This window comes from Shewanella sp. SM95 (assembly GCF_025653595.1).
Classification (GTDB): domain Bacteria; phylum Pseudomonadota; class Gammaproteobacteria; order Enterobacterales; family Shewanellaceae; genus Shewanella; species Shewanella oncorhynchi.
On record NZ_JAKKSE010000012.1, the window covers coordinates 102,948 to 124,970 of the forward strand.

General features: G+C 46.3%; 19 protein-coding genes. 8 read left to right on the forward strand and 11 right to left on the reverse strand.

Annotated features, from left to right (window positions below; translation table 11 throughout):
* Positions 1-17 precede the first annotated feature (17 nt).
* Positions 18-1,580 carry an OmpA family protein gene (locus L5M29_RS14045; protein ID WP_263168343.1) on the reverse strand — a complete coding sequence of 521 codons (1,563 nt, stop codon included), beginning with the start codon at positions 1,578-1,580 and terminating at the stop codon, positions 18-20.
* Positions 1,581-1,928: 348 nt separating this feature from the next.
* Between L5M29_RS14045 and L5M29_RS14050 the strand changes: the two genes are divergently transcribed.
* Both L5M29_RS14050 and L5M29_RS14055 read left to right on the forward strand, forming a co-directional pair.
* Positions 1,929-2,672, forward strand: coding sequence for a DUF599 domain-containing protein (locus tag L5M29_RS14050; protein ID WP_131524297.1), 744 nt, complete (start codon positions 1,929-1,931; stop codon positions 2,670-2,672).
* A gap of 93 nt (positions 2,673-2,765) precedes the next feature.
* Positions 2,766-2,942, forward strand: a complete 177-nt coding sequence (locus tag L5M29_RS14055) for a helix-turn-helix domain-containing protein (protein WP_006082937.1) — start codon at positions 2,766-2,768, stop codon at positions 2,940-2,942.
* A gap of 312 nt (positions 2,943-3,254) precedes the next feature.
* Here L5M29_RS14055 and cyaB read toward each other — a convergent pair whose 3' ends face one another.
* The 3 genes from cyaB to cydD all read right to left on the reverse strand — a co-directional run bounded on the left by cyaB (position 3,255) and on the right by cydD (position 7,634).
* A complete protein-coding gene (gene cyaB, locus L5M29_RS14060; RefSeq protein WP_113939036.1) occupies positions 3,255-3,842 on the reverse strand; it encodes a class IV adenylate cyclase in 588 nt (195 codons plus the stop codon).
* Positions 3,843-3,933: 91 nt separating this feature from the next.
* Positions 3,934-5,685 (reverse strand): heme ABC transporter ATP-binding protein/permease CydC, encoded by a 1,752-nt coding sequence (cydC, locus tag L5M29_RS14065; protein WP_263168344.1) that lies wholly within the window; start codon positions 5,683-5,685, stop codon positions 3,934-3,936.
* Complete coding sequence (gene cydD / locus L5M29_RS14070; RefSeq protein WP_263168345.1) at positions 5,682-7,634, reverse strand: heme ABC transporter permease/ATP-binding protein CydD; 1,953 nt, start codon at positions 7,632-7,634, stop codon at positions 5,682-5,684. Before cydD ends, cydC begins: the two co-directional genes overlap by 4 nt.
* A gap of 279 nt (positions 7,635-7,913) precedes the next feature.
* Here cydD and L5M29_RS14075 point away from each other — a divergent pair, with 279 nt between their 5' ends.
* On the forward strand, positions 7,914-8,432 hold the full coding sequence (locus L5M29_RS14075) for a type II secretion system protein (RefSeq protein WP_113939039.1): 519 nt from the start codon (positions 7,914-7,916) through the stop codon (positions 8,430-8,432).
* 135 nt (positions 8,433-8,567) lie between these two features.
* On the opposite strand, the gene L5M29_RS14080 is transcribed toward L5M29_RS14075, so the two are convergent.
* On the reverse strand, positions 8,568-9,614 hold the full coding sequence (locus L5M29_RS14080) for a DUF3626 domain-containing protein (protein WP_212600442.1): 1,047 nt from the start codon (positions 9,612-9,614) through the stop codon (positions 8,568-8,570).
* A 582-nt stretch (positions 9,615-10,196) separates the two neighbouring features.
* Here L5M29_RS14080 and L5M29_RS14085 point away from each other — a divergent pair.
* Positions 10,197-11,741 carry a DEAD/DEAH box helicase gene (locus L5M29_RS14085; RefSeq protein WP_263168346.1) on the forward strand — a complete coding sequence of 515 codons (1,545 nt, stop codon included), beginning with the start codon at positions 10,197-10,199 and terminating at the stop codon, positions 11,739-11,741.
* Positions 11,742-11,947: 206 nt separating this feature from the next.
* Here L5M29_RS14085 and L5M29_RS14090 read toward each other — a convergent pair whose 3' ends face one another.
* From L5M29_RS14090 to L5M29_RS14100, 3 genes are all read right to left on the reverse strand, one after another.
* On the reverse strand, positions 11,948-13,021 hold the full coding sequence (locus L5M29_RS14090) for a hypothetical protein (RefSeq protein ID WP_263168347.1): 1,074 nt from the start codon (positions 13,019-13,021) through the stop codon (positions 11,948-11,950).
* Between the two features lie 283 nt (positions 13,022-13,304).
* Complete coding sequence (gene dbpA, locus L5M29_RS14095; protein ID WP_011847678.1) at positions 13,305-14,681, reverse strand: ATP-dependent RNA helicase DbpA; 1,377 nt, start codon at positions 14,679-14,681, stop codon at positions 13,305-13,307.
* A gap of 316 nt (positions 14,682-14,997) precedes the next feature.
* Positions 14,998-15,885 (reverse strand): pirin family protein, encoded by an 888-nt coding sequence (locus L5M29_RS14100; protein ID WP_263168348.1) that lies wholly within the window; start codon positions 15,883-15,885, stop codon positions 14,998-15,000.
* A gap of 368 nt (positions 15,886-16,253) precedes the next feature.
* Here L5M29_RS14100 and L5M29_RS14105 point away from each other — a divergent pair, with 368 nt between their 5' ends.
* Positions 16,254-16,424, forward strand: a complete 171-nt coding sequence (locus L5M29_RS14105) for a hypothetical protein (protein WP_263168349.1) — start codon at positions 16,254-16,256, stop codon at positions 16,422-16,424.
* Between the two features lie 114 nt (positions 16,425-16,538).
* On the opposite strand, the gene L5M29_RS14110 is transcribed toward L5M29_RS14105, so the two are convergent.
* A complete protein-coding gene (locus L5M29_RS14110) occupies positions 16,539-17,813 on the reverse strand; it encodes an AAA family ATPase (RefSeq protein WP_263168350.1) in 1,275 nt (424 codons plus the stop codon).
* Positions 17,814-18,371: 558 nt separating this feature from the next.
* Here L5M29_RS14110 and L5M29_RS14115 point away from each other — a divergent pair.
* Positions 18,372-18,584, forward strand: a complete 213-nt coding sequence (locus tag L5M29_RS14115; RefSeq protein WP_263168351.1) for a hypothetical protein — start codon at positions 18,372-18,374, stop codon at positions 18,582-18,584.
* Between the two features lie 40 nt (positions 18,585-18,624).
* On the opposite strand, the gene L5M29_RS14120 is transcribed toward L5M29_RS14115, so the two are convergent.
* Positions 18,625-18,828: a YheV family putative zinc ribbon protein gene (locus L5M29_RS14120; RefSeq protein ID WP_012088350.1), complete on the reverse strand. Its 204-nt coding sequence runs from the start codon at positions 18,826-18,828 to the stop codon at positions 18,625-18,627.
* Between the two features lie 253 nt (positions 18,829-19,081).
* Between L5M29_RS14120 and L5M29_RS14125 the strand changes: the two genes are divergently transcribed.
* Together L5M29_RS14125 and L5M29_RS14130 are read left to right on the forward strand one after the other, a co-directional pair.
* Positions 19,082-20,995, forward strand: coding sequence for an ABC transporter ATP-binding protein (locus L5M29_RS14125; protein WP_263168352.1), 1,914 nt, complete (start codon positions 19,082-19,084; stop codon positions 20,993-20,995).
* 54 nt (positions 20,996-21,049) lie between these two features.
* Positions 21,050-21,511: a TIGR02444 family protein gene (locus tag L5M29_RS14130; protein ID WP_263168353.1), complete on the forward strand. Its 462-nt coding sequence runs from the start codon at positions 21,050-21,052 to the stop codon at positions 21,509-21,511.
* Positions 21,512-21,590: 79 nt separating this feature from the next.
* On the opposite strand, the gene L5M29_RS14135 is transcribed toward L5M29_RS14130, so the two are convergent.
* Positions 21,591-22,001, reverse strand: a complete 411-nt coding sequence (locus L5M29_RS14135) for a GFA family protein (protein WP_263168354.1) — start codon at positions 21,999-22,001, stop codon at positions 21,591-21,593.
* Between the last annotated feature and the right edge of the window lie 22 nt (positions 22,002-22,023).

Sequence of the window (22,023 nt, forward strand, 5' to 3'; positions counted from 1 at the left end):
GCTCCTAAGCACATTGCTTATAACAATTTGGGTTCAAAATCGGCTTCATAAACCGTTTTATTCTTCTCGTAGTACAACTTGCCAGCAATCGCGGTCGCTGAACGATCGATTGGCATCACCACATCCATACAGCGCACAGGAGAGTCTTTTTCCGTTGTAAAAACACGATATAACAAGCCTTTATCACCATAATAAGTCTCTACATGGCTCGTAAGCTGATAATTTGGATCATCTTTACTTGAACCTTTGTAATTCTTCCAAATATTCACTTTAGGCGCAGAAACAGCCGTGCCACTGTCCTTAATTACAGCAACAGGGGTCAAACCAATATAATGGCCATTCACTTTATAACCCCAAGCAGTACCATTCATACCCGGTAAATAATCTGCTGTGTTGTAATCCTTACGATTATAACTCTCACCTGTGGCTAAACTCTTCACGTCCCCCGTGACTCTCGGTCCCTCAACGGCGCAATTTAGGCTAGAGACTTCAGATGCATACGCCTTGCTAAATAATGCAAAACCGCTCTCTTTTTTAGCACCCACTAACTGGATAAAGTTTGTCGATGGGTCGAGCATTTTCTTACCACCAAAATCTACCAAGGCTTTTTGCAGTTTCACTGGCTCAAGTAACTTGACGATTTCCGACTCCGTCATTTTTATTTGAGCTGGTTCAAGGCGAGAAGTGCTCGGTTTAGTTGGCTGAGTTGTAGGCTGCTTTTCCACTTGATTAGTAGGCTTGGCTGCTGCCACTTTATCCTGCGATCGGCGGGATAAATAACTCAAATTTGCCTTCTGTTTGTATGAATAAGCCAGTAATTGATCCGGTTTACCGTCAATTTCAATAATTTCTACTCGACGATTTTTTGCTTTGCCAGCGTCATCACTATTAGCTGCAACAGGCTGTGACTCCCCTGCTCCTTGGAAGAATAATCGCTCAGTCGGAATGCCAGCTTGATTAAAGAGGGTTGCCACATAACGCGCTCTCGCTTCGCTAAGCTCTTGATTTAACGATTCAGCACCACTGGCATCTGTATGACCTGTAATCAAAATGTTTTGTTTAGAGTCTTTATAGATAGCGGCGAGTTTTTGAAATTTTTGTTTAGCTTGTGGCGTCGCCTCTGAAGCTCCAGAAGCAAACATCACTTCACTATTACTCGAAACTGTCGCAGCCATACCCACAACTTGATAATTAGCGTACTTTTCTGAATCTTCCTTCGACATGGTTTGTTCGGTTGAACTGATCAGTAAGCTACTTTGTTGTTCATCTGATGCTTTTGAAGCGCTGATTGAAGTAAATTGAATATCAAGATTTTCTGTTTTCGCTAACTGTTCTAATGCTTCGCGTTTTTGCTGAAAATCATAACCAACGGTACAACCAATCGCAGCACCAGCGGCACCGCCATAAAGCATACCTTCATTGCCACCTAAATAATTCCCAATCAATACACCTAAACCAGTACCAATAGCACAACCAATAACAGTTTCTTTATTATCTTCAACAGATTGAGTGATGGCACAACTGCTAAGCGCTAATACGCCAGCAACTGCGAGCGATATGGATTTCAAATTTGACTTCATAGTCATCCCTAACTTTTTAAAAATTCAAAATTGAATTTTAGATGCAATAAATTAAGTTAAGGATTAGAAGGAATTAGCCCTAAAAAGTCAATCTAAAGTTGATACTGATGTAACCAAAATATTAATTAAGGCTGAAATTTGTGAGCAACTTTATATCGAAGATATTTAAGCGACTGACACAGGAGTTGTCATAAAACAGTTTTATCCTAATGTGAAGTCACAATCACTATGCAAAAAAATCATTACTGGGAATCGTTTCTCAGTTGCACCAAATCTTTCATAGACCTCATAATCTGCACATGACTAATCTCTCTCTTTCTCCCCATATTACATTTTACTAAGGTGGCTATGACATTTTCGTTGTTAGATATTTCTGCATTGGTGTGGTTTATCGTTTCTTGGGCTGGCTACACCGCCTTTGCCCGTAGCAAGGCGAGAGATACAGACTGTATTGCCCGTGGTCTGCATAAGCATAGAATTTACTGGATGCTTGAGGTGATGACCCGCGGTGTGCGTGTAGGTGATGCGGCACTACTGGCCAACCTTGAGCGCAATATTGCCTTTTTTGCATCGACCACGCTGTTTGTGCTCGCGGGTGTGCTGACCTTATTTGCACAAGTTGAACGACTAGAAAGTGTTATTGCGACGATTCCCTTCGCCACGCCACCGAATCATGCGCTGGTGCAAGTCAAGTTAGCCCTGCTAGTCGGCATTTTTGTGATGGCCTTCTTCCAGTTTACTTGGTCAATGCGCCAATACGGCTTTGTGAACGTGATGATAGGCGCGGGTCCTCTGGACACCGATGGCTCAAATGACAATCTCAAAGCCTATGCAAGACAAATGGCAACAGTGCAAGATCAAGCGGCGCACTCCTATAACTATGGTTTACGCGCCTATTACTTTTCAATGGCGGTATTGTGCTGGTTTGTACACCCGATACTTTTTATCTCGGCCAGCTTATTTGTGGTCGCAACCTTATATCGCCGCGAATTCAAGTCCCGTGCCGTTCTGGCGATCACGGCAGCGAAAGGCCATCTCCAAATAGAGAGCCAAGTGCGGGAAACCGCCCGCAACCACAAAATAGAATCATAGCCTTGGCGGTTTAGGCCGCTGGCGTCATCTTGATTGGAATTATTGTTCTATACTCTTTGGGTCATGTTTCTATTGAATTACTGGGAGAGTGCCATGAGCGATAACTTATTAACCTTAGATGAAGTGTGCAAAATGCTAGATAAAACACCAGCGACCATTAAACGCTTCGCTCGGGAGAATTTACTCTCAAGTGTTCAAGATGGTGACGAATTAAAATTCCCTGAAGCGGAAGTTAAACGCTACCTCGCCTTTTCACAACGCTTAGGCTAAAACGCATCAAGTAACTCACGGCAAATAAAACTGAGTCATCAGTATTTAAGCCGTTTGAATTTGTAAAGGTGGCTTGAATTGAAATGTGATACTCGAATTTAAGTATGCTGCTTAAGTTTAAGTCGTCGATAGCAAGTTAAAACAGACAGTGAATGCGATATGGACAGTGACGCTCAAAGGGATTTGAACTTAGCCATAGCGGTTTGTTGCGAAGGATTGGTTAGGCAAAATCTAGCGGTGTAAACCATAAAACTTAAGCTATGAAACTTTAAGCTATTAAGCCTCAAGCTGTTAATCCAAAAGATTGAACCATTACTTATTATTTAAAGCCTGCTGCAACTGCCGATAGGATAACCACTCCCGCTGCACTTCACTTAGGCCTAAGTCAGCGGCGAGTTGTTGTAATTGCACTTCATATTTAGGCAATAGGGTTTCATCATTGGTCATAATCGCGAGTTCAGCAAAATCCCCTAAACCTTCGATATGATCGATTGTTAGATGAAATTCACCCAGAAAATAGATACTGCGGCGCTTTTTAATTTCCAGTACACACTCATAGCCTAAGGTCTGCAGCATACTTTTTGCTTTTGTTGCTTCAGTGATATTCACGGCTTCACAGCGGTCTTTTTCTGGCCCTTTCACTATCCACAGCATTATCCCCGATGGCTGCATCTCACGGATACACAAGCTCTTGTGCTCACCTTTAAGTGACTGTGATGGCAGATCAAAGTAACAGTCATGCTCAAGGTTATCTTCGAGCATGACCTCGGGATTTCTCATTTGTAAGGCAGCGAAAAAAGCGTGGCGATCCAGTAAGTGGTATTTAAGCTCGACCTCAAACTTACCATTAAAATGGGCATTAATTTGTGGGGCTAATGCTTCCGGCATCGCAGGGTTCATAGATTCATATCCGCTTTTAATGGGTAAAATATATCGCTATTTATAATATTGAGCGCCAACGTCTTAATTCCAAAAGATTAAATCCAAAACCTTAAGCGAGTCTTTGGTACAAGGCCTGATACTCTGCACTGTCTTCAATTAAGCTCTGGTGAGTACCAGACGCAATAATCTTCCCCTGACCGAGTAAATGAATTTGATCCATCTTCGCCATAGCAGTTAAACGATGGCTAATCATCAGCAAGGTTTTATCCTGAGCAAATTCAAACAGTAAACTTAAAATTTCCCGCTCGGTGCGTTTATCTAGCCCTTCGGTTGGCTCATCGAGCAATAACAGCGGTGCATCACGCAGCAGCGCCCTAGCAACACCAATACGGCGCTGCTCGCCGCCCGAAAGCTGACGTCCACCTTCACCTATCCACATATCCAGCGGCTTATCACCCGTGAGTAAAGCGCCAAGCCCAACCCGTTGTAACACATCAATCAAGCGTGCGTCGTGGGCCGTGCGTTTCTCGCCCTCGATAACAGGTAAGGCTAATACTAAATTTTCCCGCAAAGTACCTGCAAACAAATAGATGCGTTGACTAATCACAGTAATCGCATCCCTAAGACCGCGCTCACTGTACTCTGAAAGTGCATGACCATCGAGCTTGATGTGCCCTTGCTGCGCTTGCCATTCTCGGGTAATCAGCGTCAATAAGCTCGACTTACCGCACCCCGTTGGTCCAAGTAACGCGACTTTTTGCCCAGCTTTTATCTCAAGGGACAAACCTTGCAGCACATTTTGATCGTCTCGATAACCAAAGTGGATACCTTCAATCTGTAATGCGCCAGACTTTGCCCTCAAGCCAGTATCGACAGCAAATTGAATATCGGCCTTTTGTTCGGTGATTTCATTAATTCGCGTTGCGGCCAATACGCAACCTGACAAATGCTGAAACGCGCCCGCAATCGGCATCATCATCTCGACGCAGGCCATAGTCGCAAACACCATAAGTGCAAACATGGGCCCCGGCGGCACGGCATCACCCACACCTTGAGCGGCTAAATAAAGCATCATGATCAAGGCTGAGCCCGTGGAGAGGATCAACATGGCTTGGCTGAGAGCAGTGATATTGGCCATCGCGCTTTGGCTGCGAAAAAGTGCAATTTCAGCATCATTCAGTTTCTGCCTGAATCTGTTGTTCGCGCCAAATAGGCTAAGTTCGGCTTGGCCTTGCAACATATCGAGCAACTGCACCCGATAATGACGCTTGGTTTCGAGCATAGTCCGGCTTGGCGCGTGTCCAAGGCGATAAAATAGCAGTGGCATCACCAGCCAAACAGCGACTAAGAATAAGCAAAGACTGAGAGCAAGTTTGGCATCGAACCAAGCGAGGAATAGATACAAGAGCCCCGTCATCAGAAGGGATGCCGCCATAGGCGTGAGCAGTCGCAGGTAAAGATGATCTAGGGTATCGATATCGGCCACTAAGCGATTGAGCATGTCGCCACGGCGCAGCCCCTGCAGATTTTTAGCACTTAGCGGCAAGAGTTTACGCCACGCCCAAACACGAAGTTCAGTCAGCAACTTAAAGGTCGCCTCATGGGTCGCTAAACGCTCGCCATAACGACTGGCAGTACGGGCAATTGATAAGAAACGTACCCCGCCCGCGGGAGTGAAAAAGTTAAAGGACTGCGCCGTGACTATCGTCAAACCTGCAACAGCGGTAGCGGAAAGAAACCAGCCCGAAAGTGACAGTAAACCTATGCCGGCCATCAAAGTAATAATGGTCAGCAGCAAGCCCACGGACATCATCAGCCACTGGCGCGAGAACAATCGAATAAAGGGGATCAGCACTTTCATTGGGCATCTCCTTTAGTAGACTCGGCGGCAATGTCGAGTGGAGCGTCACTATCAAGCTGCGTCTCACTTGCGCTGGCCGATAACGGTACAAGTTCAATATCCGCCACGGACTCAATATTCTCGCGCAGTAAAGTTTGGAATAAGCCGTTTGTGTTAGACAAAGTGGTGTAATCGCCCCGCTGCACTATCAAGCCTTTATCGAGCACAAGAATAGTATCCATTTGATCTAACTGAGCTAATCTGTGGGTCACCATAATGCACATCTTACCCGCCATGGCGCGATTCAGCGCAGAACTCACCGCCTGTTCACTCTGGCTATCTAAACTAGCTGTGGGTTCATCAAGGACAAACAAACTCGCCTGCTGCCCAATCGCCCTTGCTAAAGCAATACGTTGAGCTTGGCCGACGGATAAACCGGAAGATTGTTCACCGACCGGCGCATCTAAACCCAGTGGTTGCGCCTTAACGAACTCGCTGATATTGGCCTCAGCCAGTAAGTGCCACAGCGTATCGTCGGGCAGAGTGGGGGCGGCTAAGGCCACGTTATCCCGCACTGTGCCATGAAATAACTGCGGTTCCTGTCCAAGCCAAGCTAAGTGCTGTCGCCAATGGGCTAAGTCTAATGCGGATAACTCATGGCCATTAATCAACAAATGGCCCTTGTAGGGTAAAAATCCCAATAAGGCGTTGAGTAAACTGGTTTTACCCGCCCCACTCGGGCCAACTAAGGCTAAGCGTTCACCCTCTTTGAACTCAAAACTCAGCGGGCCAAGTAAACGCGTTCCATCGACACTGAACACCTCAAGATTGTCGGCACTCAGCGTCTCTATGCTATTGATGCGGACGTGCCCCACCAACTCAGGTTCCGGATGTTCGAGCAAGGTAATCAAAGCTTCTGCCGCGCCTATAGCCTGCGCCTTAGCATGGTAATGAGTCCCCATGTCGCGCAGCGGTTGATAAAACTCAGGAGCTAAAATCAGAATAAATAGCCCAGTAAATAAGCTGAAAGGAATACCGCCCATGTCAGGCACTGTACTTGAACTAATATTGGCATGGGCGCCATAATAGCCAAAATCTAAGTGACCTAAGTAACTGAAACCAAAGTAAACCGCCAATACTGCAATCGATACCGCGGCAAAAAACTCTAAGACTGCCGAGCTTAAAAATGCCATGCGTAGCACCGACATAGTGCGGCTACGAAACTCCTCCGAAGCAGTAGCGATCACCTTAAGCTCGGCATCACCACGGTGGAAGAGTTTCAACGTGCTTAAGCCTTTTAATCTATCCATAAAATGGCCGCTCAATCTTGCAAGCGCACTGAAGTTCTTGCGATTAGCATCAGCAGCGCCCATGCCAACTAAGATCATAAACATAGGGATTAATGGCGCTGTGAGTAACAGGATTAAGCCTGCCGCCCAGTTAATCGGGAATACCGCCGCTAAAATGAGTACGGGAATAAAACCAGCAAGGCTGATTTGTGGGAGATATCTGGCATAAAAATCTTGTAAATCTTCGACTTGCTCTAAAACTATGCTGGCCCAACTCCCTGCGGGTTTACCTTTAATAAATGCCGGACCTAGCTTAGTCAACTTGTCCATCACTGCCGCGCGAATATGGCCACGTAGACGCTTACCCGCCTCAAAACTGGCGCGCTCACGCCCATAAGCCAGCAAGGCACGCAGTAACATCAAGGCAATTAACGCAATAAAATGAGGAATATAGGTATCAATACTCACGCTGGAACTGATCGTTTGGGCATTGTCAGTTAGCGGTACGACTTGCTGCCCTATGATCACGCCATCCAGAATCGTCGCAATAATATAAGCCTGTGCCACCATAGCGACGGCGCTTATCATCCCAAGCCATAACGACAATTTAAGGAACAGGCCACAGGCTTTTTTCTGGGCTTTAAGCCAAACAAGCAGGGATTTTTCTAACGACTTATCCATGGTGCTCCAACAAGAAAACAATTAAGCGACTCGTAGCGGGGATCGACTATCGATAACAATTCAGTTTAAGGGGCTTGCAACAGCTAAAAAGTTCCGATAGGGACGCAGTATCGCAGGCATCTACAACAGATGAAACCCTATCACAGACTTTTGCTAGCGGACTCACAAAAACGAGCTAAAGATAAATAAATCTAGGAGTTAACGGAACTTTACCTAGTACTAGCCTGATTTTAAAAACTTAGGTAGCATGAAGCTCTTTGTATTAAATGTCCTCTATCTATGCCAAATAAAAATGCTGGTTTCACCCTGATTGAACTCGTTGTGGTTATTATTATTCTTGGCGTATTAGCCGTAGTAGCTGCACCTAAATTCATTAATTTACAATCAGATGCCTATAAGAGTCAGCTCTCAGGTGCACTGGCTTCGATGAAATCCGCCGTCACTTTATTCAAGGCAAAGTCGGAAATTGCTAACAGCGGCACCACGAATAGAGTCGTTTACGACGAAATCCGTGGCGAAAACTATCAGCCTTGGGCTGCCAGTACCAGCGGTATAACGCCAAGTACGGCTTACACGACTCCGCCAGAAATTTTTAAAGCGGCAGGGCTAAATGTGAATGAGTGGTCCTATCGAATTTACACCACCAACGGCACCTATGAAGTTATCGCCACACCAAAGCAAAAACTGAACCTTGCCACGCCCACAGAAGCGCAAGTCGAAGCGACAAATTGCTATATCGACTATAAATGGGAGACAACGGGCGTTCCCACTTATAAAAAAGTCGACACTGGTTGCTAGGCGACCTTAACGATAAAATATCTATATAAAAACAGCGAGTTAACCTGAGGTTATCTCGCTGTTTTATTTACGTTCTAAACTCATTTTGTTGTTAATGCTTACGTTTACAATTAAGCATTTTTAAAGAGTTCGCGCTTATTGCACTCCACCGTATTTCACTAGCACATGCCAGAGCAACTTAAGTTCATGGGCGACTTGCGCACGATTACCGCGGTCACGCCAATGCTGGGGCGAATGGTATAAATCCCGCGCCGCCACGCCTATGGCATAGGCATCGACTCTGTCTTCTATGGCAATCCGATTAGCCAGCGATGGCATAGTTGGCCCACGGAAATCACTGGGGATCTGCGCCGTATGCAGGCTAAAGCCACCATGATATTGCAGCTCAATATCATATTTATCGCAAATTTTACTTAAGCTTGCGCCAATATCAGTCCCCTTAAAACTGGGGTCCGCCACCAGCATGGCGATATCTTCATCGAGGGAAACATCGCCATGGATCTGCGCCTCTATATAATGGTCAAGATTATTCGATAGCGGCCGCTCGAAACGTGACAGCAAGGAAGCATTGAGCTGATGCCCCAAATAATGGATCACATTCAGCGGCTTAAAATCGGTTTTGCCTAAGGCATAGTGACGCTCAAAACTCTCAGTCAGCAGCGCCGCTAAAATATCATCGAAACATGACAGCGTGCCCTTCTCTTTCGGATTACGATACGAGTCGAGATAACTAAAGGTTGAGCGCGCCATCGCACTTGTATGAGTCAAAAAATAACAGCTTCCAAAACGTGGCGCGGGACCGTCCTGCCACATCCCCAGATCGAGTGCGCCGTATTTAGGCCGAGATTTAGTGCCCTTGTATACATCCCCAAAAAGCTGATTTTCCCAATGATCTCGTGGGCCACCTAACTCTGGTGACAACTGACCATTGGAAATATGCGTCTCAAACTGGCTGCGGTATTGACCATCGCGCAGTAAACCTTCGGCCACAGTCATACCACGGCTGTCGATTCTATCGGGGTGAAAATGCAGCGCAATTCGGCCACAGTTGAGCAATTGTTTAAGCGCGAGTTGCATCTCATGCATGGGGATATTTGACATCTGCTGAACATTTTTAATCACAGCGACGGCTTGTTCACTGCGTCCTCGTGCAAGGCGTTCAATATGCTGTATCGCTGTCATAATCCACCTATAAATGAGAGGCGTTTAACCGTTTCCCGCGTTGGCTCATCCTAAAATAAACACAAGAGTAATCGCAAGCATGCAGAGAATAGATATTGATGAATTCTACTCCTATCGTCTTGAGTTTATACCACTCAAATTAATCTAGCGTGATCTACCGCTAACTCACTCTAATTTTTAGATATAAAAGTCGACGAGTTAACTTTAAACCGGCTTGTTTCGCTGATTGAATCAGCCTGATAGCCATACTGTACATTTGGTGAGTCCATTAGTCTCAACCGCACCCCAAAATAACAGTAAAAGTGCGCCCACAAAGCCTCTACCAGTACAAAACGGCACTTCGTAGGACGCAGATTCGCCCTCAATAAGCTCAAATTCGGCTGAGGAAACTTGCGCCTAAAAGATAAGCGAGGCCGAGTGAAAGCCGCCGACAAGCGATTTATGTGCCAATATGAATGAAACCCAGCCCAAAAACCTTTATTAGATGGCACTTAAAGCCCTGATCCTGTAAGCTGCACGCCCGCCAGCAGACCTGGCTATTGACCATAAATGCAGCACAGTGTTGCCACAAGAGACCAATCTATGAGTTTTACCTCCCTGGGCTTATCGGCCCCGATACTTAAAGCCGTTGCCGAACAAGGCTACGACACACCTTCGCCAATCCAAGCTCAAGCAATTCCCGCTGTGCTTCAAGGCAAAGATGTGATGGCGGCCGCCCAAACAGGAACAGGTAAAACAGCAGGTTTCACCCTACCTATGCTCGAACTCCTGAGTAAAGGTAACCGTGCCCAAGCAGGCCAAGTGCGCGCATTAGTGTTAACTCCGACACGCGAATTGGCAGCTCAGGTTGCAGAAAGTGTTGAAACCTATGGTAAGAATTTACCACTGCGCTCAGCGGTGATATTTGGTGGCGTGCCTATCAACCCACAAATCGCGAAATTGCGCCACGGTGTCGACGTATTAGTCGCCACACCTGGTCGATTGATGGATCTATATAATCAAAAAGCGGTGAAATTCAGCCAGCTTGAGATCTTAGTGTTAGATGAAGCCGACCGCATGCTCGACATGGGCTTTATCCGCGATATCCGTAAGATTTTGGCCATTTTACCTAAGCAACGCCAAAATCTGATGTTCTCAGCCACCTTCTCCGATGAAATTCGTGAGCTGGCCAAAGGCCTAGTCAATGATCCAGTCGAAATTTCGGTCACGCCGCGTAACGCGGCAGCGACCACAGTAAAACAATGGGTTTGCCCTGTTGATAAGAGCCAAAAATCGGCACTCTTGATCCAACTCATCAAGCAAAACGATTGGCAACAAGTGTTGGTATTCTCGCGCACTAAACATGGTGCTAACCGTCTGGCGAAAAGCCTTGAAGAGGCAGGTATCAAAGCCGCCGCTATCCACGGTAACAAGAGCCAAACCGCCCGTACTAAAGCCTTGGCCGACTTTAAAAATGGTCAAGCTCGCGTACTGGTAGCAACCGATATTGCTGCCCGCGGTTTAGACATAGACCAATTACCACAAGTGGTTAACTTCGACTTACCGAACGTGCCAGAAGATTATGTGCATCGTATCGGCCGTACTGGCCGCGCTGGCGCATCGGGTCAAGCAGTGTCACTGGTAAGTAACGAAGAAATCAAACTGCTGAACGATATCGAGCGTTTGATCAATCGCGTATTAGACCGAGAAATGGTTGAAGGCTTTAACCATGTATTGCCTGAGTCACGTTTAGGTGGCGGCGGAAAAAGTAGCGGTAAATCAGTACCAAGCCGTAGAAATACCCGCAGCTCAAACCAACCTAGCTCACGCGATGGTGCTCCAAGAAGCGCCGAGCATAAAGACGGTCAACGCAGCGGTGACGTCGCGCGCGGTCACAAACCAAATGACAAGAATCCAAGACACAGCGGTGAAGCCAGTAGCGCCCCCCGCAGTGATGCCAAACCTCGTCCACCACGTTCAAACGATGGCCGAGCCAATAGCACAGGCGCTAGTCGTCCAACTGAAAGCCGTTCAGGTGCTGGCGAGAATCGTGGCCAAGCGGGTGAGAATCCTTACGCCAATGGCCCAAAGAAAAACACCCGTCGCCCAAATAATGGTGCGAGTCGTCCAAGACATTCACAGGATTAATGCAAAAGCTAAGCGAACTTGCTTAGCGATTTAGCCGTATTAAGTCCTAAACAGAAACGCCCAACTCCGTATGGAATTGGGCGTTTTTGTTTGTCTTAGTTTGTCTTAGTTTGTCTTTATCGATGCTTAGCTCGTTATCTACGCTTTGAACAATAATCGGCTTGAACAATCACTGCCTTAAAAACAGCCTAAAACGGCAACCTAAGTTAATTCGCCTTTGTATCTGGCAACTGCTGCAGGACTTCATCCGTAAAATAGGGTTCATCTTCAACCCAAAAAATGTAGTCTAAGCCTAGGTAGTTTTGCGCAAAATCCAACAGCTCAGGCACAGTATTCTTTTTACCCGTTTTAGGATTAATCTGCCGCAAATTACCGTCTTGCACCGCCATACCTTTCACCAGTGTCGCTGGGTAATCTTTAATAAAGGCATAACTTTGTGCCATATGACTTTTACGGTAAGGCATCAAATCTGGGCCACCCACACCCATGTTGAGCGATTTGGCTTGCGCAAATAAGCCTCGCATATAGCCTTTGTCATTCCATGGCAGCCATTCGTCCGGCAAAAAGTTCAAATACACCATAGCGGTTGAATGCTGAAATGACTCAGCTAATACCTGCATATTCTCGCCAATCGCATCGATATAGGCTTTAGGATTAAAATCACTGGGAAAGGTGGTCGTTCCATCGGCGTTTTCAGTCCCCACATCAATTGAGCTTTCACTAAAGTTAATGCCCGCAATTTCCCCATCAAACTCTTGGCCAAGCTGACGCACCAATTGTTGATAACGCGCACGTACTGAAGGCTCCCACATTTTGGCAGACCAGCCGTATTCGTCATCCGTCACCGGTTTATTGGGATCACGCTCTGGTGCACTCAACATGCTTTGCTTCAACACGCCGCCTTGATAAATAGGATCATCGAGCAAATAACGCGGCACGTTGACTCTGGGCGTAAAGGATTTCTCTTGCAGCTGGATCCACAATTTTTTGCCTATCGAATCGAGATACGCAATATCGGCCCTAATCGCGCTGAAATCATATTCGCCCTGCTTAGGCTCTAAACTGCGCCAAGTATAAACAATCTGCGCACCGCCAAAACGGGGATCGCGCAGCGCCTTGTCGGCACGAATGTTTTCTCCGTTGGCCTCACGATGATTAATGTAGATGAAGTGCTGTAATGGTTGCGACTCTGACTTAGACTCCGGTTGCGGCTCTGGCTGAATTGATGCAACGCTCGCTGCGCTTAAAAAGATGCTTAGTAAAATAGTCCATCGAAACATAAATACTCCAAACCGATGCAGCCTTATCACCTGACAAAGCCGTTAATCCGCTCATTTATTTTTTACTCAGAATCACTTCTAACACAGGCAAGCTGAGGGGCATATCAATTAAGCAGACAAATACAAAGTGTTACTTAATCGCCCAATAAGATTCGAGGTGAAGTAGACACAAAGGTGTAGTGACTACAGCTATAAAACCCAACAAAAAAGGGAATAAACCTGAGTTTATTCCCTTTAAAAATAGAGCGAATTAAATCGAGGTACGATTCAACTCAAGCCAAACTTACTTCATTGGCCAAGCGCGGTAAGATTTTCCTTTAATGCGCCCGCCAGTAATTTTGTTCAGCGCTTTCTTGGCAACCTTACGATTAACGGCCACATAGGCGCGGTAATCGGTCACTTGGATTTTACCCACCTGTGAGCCTTCGATACCGTTTTCGCCCGTCAGCGCGCCTAAGATATCCCCTGGACGCAGTTTTTCCTTCTTACCGCCATCGATCTGCAAAGTGATCATGGTTGGGGCTGCAGGCGTGTTGCCGAGCAGGCTTTCAGAGGGCAATGATTCGCTGGTGATTTCGCGCTCTAAATACTCTTCTAACAAGGCAATTTTGTAACCGTCTTGGTCATTGTAGAAGGTATAAGCGGCGCCTTTACTGCCCGCACGGCCAGTACGACCGATACGGTGAATATGCACTTCGGTGTCATAGGCGACGTGATAGTTGAACACGGCATCCAGCGCATCGATATCTAAACCACGGGCAGCAACGTCAGTCGCCACTAAGACACAGGCACTCTTATTAGCAAATTGCAGCAGGGTTTCGTCCCTGTCTCTTTGCTCTAAATCGCCGTGCAAAGCCAATACGCTAAAGCCTAAACCTTCAAGCTCATCGGCCACTTTTTGGGTTTCGCGTTTAGTGTTACAAAACACCACTGCGCTTTCAGGCTTATGTTCTAACAACAATAATTGCAGCGCTTGCATACGCGCCTTGTCATCGTCTAAATGATAAAAATGTTGGGCTATGCTTAAGCTGTCGTGATTACCTTCAACTTTAACCATGCTTGGGTCATACATGATTTGCTTAGCAATCGATTGAATTTGCTCAGGGAACGTCGCGCTGAATAGCAGCGTCTGACGCTCACGCGGGGCTTGTTCGATAATCGCATCTAGAGCGGGTTGGAAGCCCATTTCTAACATGCGATCGGCTTCATCGAGCACTAACATGTTGAGATTGCTTAAATCTAAGCGATTGCGATCTAAGTGATCAACGATACGGCCAGGCGTACCCACAATAATGTGCGCGCCGTGTTCCAGCGAGCCAACTTGTGGCCCCATAGGCACACCGCCGCAAAGTGTCAGTACTTTAACGTTATGAATACCACGGGCAAGGGTACGGATTTCCTGCGCCACTTGGTCGGCCAACTCGCGGGTTGGGCATAACACTAAGGTTTGAATGCGAAAGCGTTTAACGTCTAACTTGTTCAGTAATCCTAAGCCGAAGGCGGCCGTTTTACCCGAGCCAGTTTTACCCTGACCTATCACATCCTGCCCCGCTAAGATGGGTGGCAAACTTTGCGCCTGAATTGGCGTCATCTCGTTGTAGCCCATAGAAGAAAGGTTCTCAAGCAGTTCGGGTTTTAGCTTAAGAGTCGAAAAAGCCATTGATGGATTAGGCTTAGTATCAGAGTTGCTCAAGGTGAATATCCTGTGGTGGGTAACGAAGCGGCTGCTAGGTTACTGAAATTGCGTTACTTATCGATTAAACTGGTCTATCAAGATTCAGGTTAGCTTTGGGCTAGCTTGAGTTTAGATTTAAGCGCTAGGCTCGCTCAACCCAAAAGCACGGCTATTGTAGCAACAAAGCGCGGCTTTTGCCTCAAGTCCTTAAGCAATAGACATAGTAGGCGTGAACAGCAATAAAAAAGCCCTGTAGGAATTCAGGGCTGAGGATTAATTCAGAGTGGCCAACTCACCCAAATCAAGCGATTTGGCCGAAACGCCCTGCTTGATAATCGCGGATCGCCTGCTGAATCTCCGCTTGGGTGTTCATCACAAAGGGACCCATCTGGACGATTTTTTCACGGATAGGTTTACCCGCAAACAGTAGCATCCCAGCGCCGCGCTCATCGGCTTTAAGCTTAAGCATACTTTGGCTATCGATCACTAAAAACTCGCCCTGATGATGTTGATTTGAAGCAGATGACCACTGTGAATCTTCACCTTTACTCGAATCGCTTTTATATAAGTCACCTTGGTACAAGTACAAGGCGACAAACTCATGTTGAGACAAATCGAGCGTGGCCTCAGCATTTGGCGCTAGGCTCAAATCAGCAATGCCTGCTTCGCCCGCTAACCCTTGAATAGCTGCACTAATAAGCGGTTGATCTTTAAAGCCCCAATCACCCGCTAAGGCTTTTAAGCTAGCACCTGTATCATTGGCCACTTCAACGCTTGCGCTACCCGCGGTATCTTGATACTTCGCTGGACGCAGCTTGTCTTTGGCGGGCATGTTGACCCAAATTTGGAATCCATGCAGACCATCGACAGCATCGGCCAGCGGCATTTCAGAATGCACGACCCCGAACCCGGTACTCATCCACTGCACATCGCCGGCACGAATCGCCTTCACATTACCCATTTGGTCGCGATGCTCAAAACCGCCCTTACGAATATAAGTGAAGGTCTCCATCCCGCGATGGGGATGTGCGGGGAAGCCACCGATAAAGTCTTGTTCATCATCGGATTTTATTTCGTCGATCATCAAGAAAGGATCAAATTTAGTCGTCACAAAATCGGCGACACGGCGAATATTGACCCCATCGCCATCCATCGCGGCTTTGGCGGAAAACTGACTTAATACTTTCATTGCTGCTCTCCTATCGGTTGAGCAAAGCGATACGTGAAACGCCAAGACCGTACGGCTAACACAAGACGCAAACGCTTTGCTGATGAAGGCAGAATAACAAGGAAGTTTACAAAAGAATAACGCGAAATCACGGCCTAACCATTCGAAAAAATAGAAGGGTAGGCAGTTGATATCCACTCACACAGGTTTGCCATCGCATTGACTCGTCAACTCGCAGCCAGTCCGCCCATGGGGCGGACGGTCGTCTCGCTAATTACCATGACTCACCGTTTTGGCTTTAGCCTAACCTGTAGATTTAAAAGATATACGCAACACACTTTTGGACAGAAATGTGTTGGAAAGTAGTGTTTGGGGAGCAGTAATTTCAGTTGTTAGAAGTTCAGCGTTTACGAATATCCACTCGTACAGGCTTACCATGGCATTCGCTCGTCGACTCGCAGCCAGTCCGTCCTTGGATGCTCGACCGCCCCGTCCATGGGGCGGACGGTCGTCTCGCTAATCACCATGGCGCACCTTTCGAGCATTCGCGTAATCTGTAGATTTACAAGACATACGCAACATACTTTTGGACAAAATCGTGATAGCCCCTTTGCTCTAACTCGTCAGTTTCGGATTAAAATTTCTATGGATAACGCTTCAAACACCAGCGCAGTTTACTGCGTCTGTGTACTTTGACTTGTTACATTTTTCCTGCAACCAAACAATTTAATCCAGAGTGCAAATCCTTTATGTTGGAGGCGATACTCGCCAAGCTTTGATGGATTCTTTAGGATGATCTTTCTTGCGGTCAATGCTTTCAATGCATCACCTACCGTATGATCATTACCAGAAAATTTTTCTCGGATTTCACTCTTTTTAATCCAAGAGTTCATGTTTTCCGCCATAATCTCCAAAACTTCGCGATACTCATCAGATTTAATTTGTTCGTTATATAAGCTCTGATAGTACCTTGACCCTATCGCATCTAGTGCACCACCTTTCCTGAATGCCCCTGCGCCTACATCATCTTCGCTTATCTCACCATCTGTATTTGCTTCAAAAGCTGAATATGAGAACTGCTGAATGAAATGTGGATACCCTTCAGAAAGGGTAGAAATCATATTTCTAGCATCTGTCGTGATAGTTGTTTTTTCTTCGTTTTGCTCGTTACCCACTTCCAAGCCACGATTAACTACGTATTTTCTGTCATCAGGCTTCAATTCTTCTACGACTAATTGAGTGAAAACTCGCATAGATGACTCATGCGAGGCTGTTAGTTTTTCTACAACATCAGGCAATCCCGCAACAATGAACATTACGTTTTCGCAACCGTTTTGTTGCAAGAGCTCTGTTACTACTTTGAAGAAATAGCCGATATGAAGGTCTGGACACGCATTATCCGCTTCGTCCACGACGATCATAATGCCATCCCTTGCAACTTCCCCATTTTCAGGATTAGTTATTCGTTTAGACGTTTCAGCTAACGAATAGGAGAAGTCGTCAATAATAAGATCTAAGTCATCACTGGCTTGAGCTTTGTCTATACCTGAGTCCATAATTTTCAATCTTTGAACGAATGACCAAGTATCACTAAAGAAGGCTCTTACTTTTTCAGCTTTCCCTATTTTTTCTAGTTCTCTTTTTAGATTGCGTTCAAGAAGCTTAATAAAACTAATAAGTGTCGACTTATTTGAAATAACCGTGTTGACAACCACGAAGTTAAATTTCTCGTAATCGGAGCTTTTGATAAACCCCTGTGCGGTTGGTTTTATATAACCGATGAGAGATGATTTGCCTATTCCCCTTTCACCAGTAATGAGGAAATTTGAACTATTGCCATGCTTTGTTTGGTTAAGTCCATTTTCAAGCGCTTCGATTTCAGCTATCCGACCAGCAAACATACCAGGCGGTACTGGGCTATTTGGTTTGAAAGGATTTATTTTTGCCATGTTGGCTAACTTCCCTAGTAAATGTAACGTCTTAGTATTTATGCGCTGCGCTGTTTGCAGGGCATAAATCGCTTGTTGGACTTGGCCGCTGCCACATCCGTGTAAATGTGTATGAATAATGCTATAGGAATTTGCTTTTTTGCGGTAGTGATTTTTTATGCGGCTTGATGGGTAATTAGTTGATATTGTTTTAGGTTTCTCATGTTTCCCTGCTCACTGCAGACTGATTTCTGACCTTAATAGACAGCATTCTGGCCTCGTATTCAGGCTGGTACTTTTACCACATTTTCTGATTGGCTAAGTAATTGCGGTTGGATAAAACTGATAATGCGAAAACTCTGTAGCATTACTAAAATTGGGTCAACATATTGATGTTGAAGTGAGCTAGATGCCACTTTGCTAACGAGGAATGGGGCAATAGCTTTTTAGCTAATCGAACAGCGATAGGGTTAATTAAGATTGGCATTGTTGCAACTGTGACCGTTGGCGGCATGGATGCCGTCGTCGAGCCCTCAGGGACGAGTTTATGGCGAGTCACAGGGGAGACAATGACAATTCATGCTGCAAACTGACAACAAAGTTATCTTGCTTTGGGGCAATAGCTTTTTAGCAGAACGGGCAGCGAGAGGGTTAGTTAGGATTGGCATTATTACGGAAATGACCGTCGGTGGCATGAATGCCACCGTTGAGCCCTCAGGGAAGCTTATTTTAAAAACAATAGGCGGCGTGTCGCTGGAGCAATATTGCCAATCGACACTGCACATGTTGTGAATATTTTACGAAACTAACTTTGATGAATTAAAGCTTCAACCTAATCCGGCTTAAACACGCCGATCACAGCGCCGGTGGCTTTTTCTGTGACCTTTTCATCGGTTTGCTGTTCACGGTAATCACACTCTGTGCATTCAACGGTTTCGATGCCGTTTTCCTTGTAGAGTAAAATGCTGTCTTTGGCGCTGCATTTTGGGCACTTAGCACCGGCTACGAAACGCTTTTTGATTTTAGTGTTTGTCATAATAGATAAAGGACCAGATAGCAGGGCCAAGGGACTCGGCCGAAGAAATTGGCGCTATTTTGCCACACTGATGATTGAATGCCAGTGTTACCTGAAAGTATGAGGCCTTAGGTCGATGTGATGCGATTCACTGAAGATCGTCCTGAAAAGTCGAATAATTGTCCGAGTTATCGGGTCAGGCTGTGGTTTGATACGGGGTTGTACGCTATTATCTGTGCCCTGACGAATTTACGTTCTAACCAAGTTGTAGTTAATGATCAGCATCAACCAAGCGCAATTAATCCGTGGCAGCAAAACCCTGCTAGATGATACCTCTCTCACGATTTATCCCGGCCATAAGGTCGGTTTAGTCGGTGCTAACGGCACAGGCAAATCTTCACTGCTCGCATTAATTTTAGGTCACTTAAGCCTAGATAAAGGTGAATTTAGTCTGCCTTCTGGCTGGCAAATTGCCACTGTGGCCCAAGAAACCCCTGCGCTCGACGTCTCGGCACTGGAATATGTGATCGATGGCGATAGCGAATATCGTCAATTAGAAGCCTTATTACACAAGGCCCAAGAAGATAACGACGGCAATGCCATCGCACTCCTACACGGCAAAATCGACGCTATCGGTGGTTATGCGATTCATTCGCGCGCGGGTTCATTGTTAGCGGGTCTGGGCTTTAGTGAAACCGAGCAAAGCAATCCAGTCAAAAGCTTTTCGGGTGGTTGGCGTATGCGCCTCAACTTAGCCCAAGCGCTGCTGTGCCGCTCTGACTTATTGCTCCTCGACGAACCAACCAACCACTTGGACTTAGATACCATGTACTGGCTCGAAGGTTGGATTAAGTCCTATCAAGGCACGCTGATTTTAATCAGCCATGATAGGGACTTTATCGATGAAATCGTTGATGAAATCGTCCACGTTGAAAATCAAAAACTCAATTTTTACAAAGGCAATTACAGTGCCTTTGAGCGCATTCGTGCCGAACGAATGTCGCAACAACAGGTCGCCTTCGAACGACAACAAAAAGAACGTGCGCACATGCAGTCCTTCGTTGACCGTTTCCGTTACAAGGCAAGTAAAGCCAAACAAGCGCAGAGCCGCTTAAAGGCACTAGAGCGCATGACTGAGTTGTTGCCGTCTCAAGCCGATAGCCCCTTTTATATGGAGTTTCGCGTCCCAGAAGCCCTGCCCAATCCACTGATTAAGATGGAGCAAGTCGCGATCGGTTATAGCGATAAGCCAATCCTTAGCAAGGTGCATTTAAACTTAGTACCAGGTGCGCGTATTGGTTTACTCGGCCGTAACGGCGCGGGTAAATCGACATTAATTAAGCTGTTATCGGGTCAATTATCGCCAATGACAGGTTTGTATGAACCTAATCCTGGCGTCAATATCGGCTACTTTGCCCAGCATCAAATCGAATTTTTACGCCTCGACGACACGCCGATGCAGCATTTAGTACGTCTGGCACCCAATGCCAGAGAGCAAGAGTTGCGTAACTTCTTAGGCGGTTTTGGCTTTAATGGCGATATGGCGCTTTCACCTGTGCGCCCCTTTTCTGGCGGCGAGAAAGCCCGTTTAGTGTTAGCGCTATTAGTTTGGCAACGCCCTAACCTATTGCTGCTCGATGAACCCACCAACCATTTAGACTTAGAGATGCGCCACGCCCTAACAATGGCACTGCAAACCTTTGAAGGTGCTATGGTTGTCGTCTCGCACGATAGGCATTTACTGCGATTAACCTGTAGCGATTACTATCTGGTCGATCAAGGTGAAGTGCGCGCCTTCGACGGTGACTTAGACGATTATCACCAATGGTTGCTCGATGCGGCGAAAGCCAACTCGAATCAAAACAGCACCAGCGACGAGATCAAACCTGCCGCCGATAAAAAACAGCAAAAACGCCTCGAGGCCGAAATCCGCCAAAAGGTATCGCCGCTCAAGCGCAAACAAACTAAGTTAGAAACCGAGCAACAAAAGCTGAGCGAACGCCTCGCCGAGCTAGAACACTTGCTGGCCGATAGCGAATTGTATGATCAAGATAACAAAGCCAAGCTAACCTCGGTATTAACCGAGCGAACGAGCTTGACGCAAACCTTAGAAGACAGTGAAATGCAATGGCTCGAGTTGCAAGAAGAGATAGATGCAATGGAGCAAGAGGTTATGGAGCAACAATAACTCCAGCGTTCTTTTACATAAAAGTCAGTAGCAGCGGCAATACAAGGAAATAGTATGGCGGTTTTAACCCAGTTCGACAGTCAACTCTGGCAATGGTGTGATATGAGCTATGCGCAAAACAAAGCGCTCTGTCTCGAATTGCAAAATAGCTGTCAGGTGAACGTCAATCTACTGCTACTGGCACAATATTTAGATATCACTATGGATGTGTCTGGGCCGCAGCAATACAGCACGGACCAATGGCAAACACTGATGACTGCTGTGGGTGAATGGGATGAAAGGTTTCTCATGCCCTACCGCAAATTACGCAAACTGGCTAAGTCCAGCCTGAATGAGCAAGAGTATCAGCAGATGCTCGCCGTTGAGCTGATGATGGAACGTAAAGCGCAGCGAACCATCTTAAATAAACTCAATGAACTCAGCCCAAGCGGCCAAGCGACAAATCTAGTGAGCTACTTAAGCCTGTTTGGACTCAGTGACATTGACGCCAACGAAATCGGCCTCATTGCGCCCTGATCTAAGTTAATCAAGTTAAAACAAGCTCAACCATGTTAGCTCAAACTCAATCAAATTAACACTATGATCATCTGAGCCGCTAACGGCTGCGGCCTTGCGGATAGCGTTCACAGTCATCCTTGATCACCAACCAGTTCAGCTGACTCTCAGTATAAATATGGTACTTAGGCTGAACTTGATTAGCATCGTCCAGACTCGCTATGCTCAAGGTCGAATAATCAGGATATTGAGTATGTCGGTAAGTTAACGATGTACCGCACTTGTCACAAAATCCACGGCGAATAAACTCGGACGATGCAAACTCAGTCACCTGACCTTTAAGCCAAATCACTTGGCTGAGTTTAAAATCCATCCAAGCCCCAAATGCAGAGCCCGTGCTTTTTTGGCACGAACGGCAGTGGCAATAATCCGCATCAAAGGGTTCACCTTCTATCTGATAACGAATCGCCCCGCATAAGCAACCACCTTCCCGTAATGTGTTTTCAGACATTCACACCCCATCAAGCTTTATC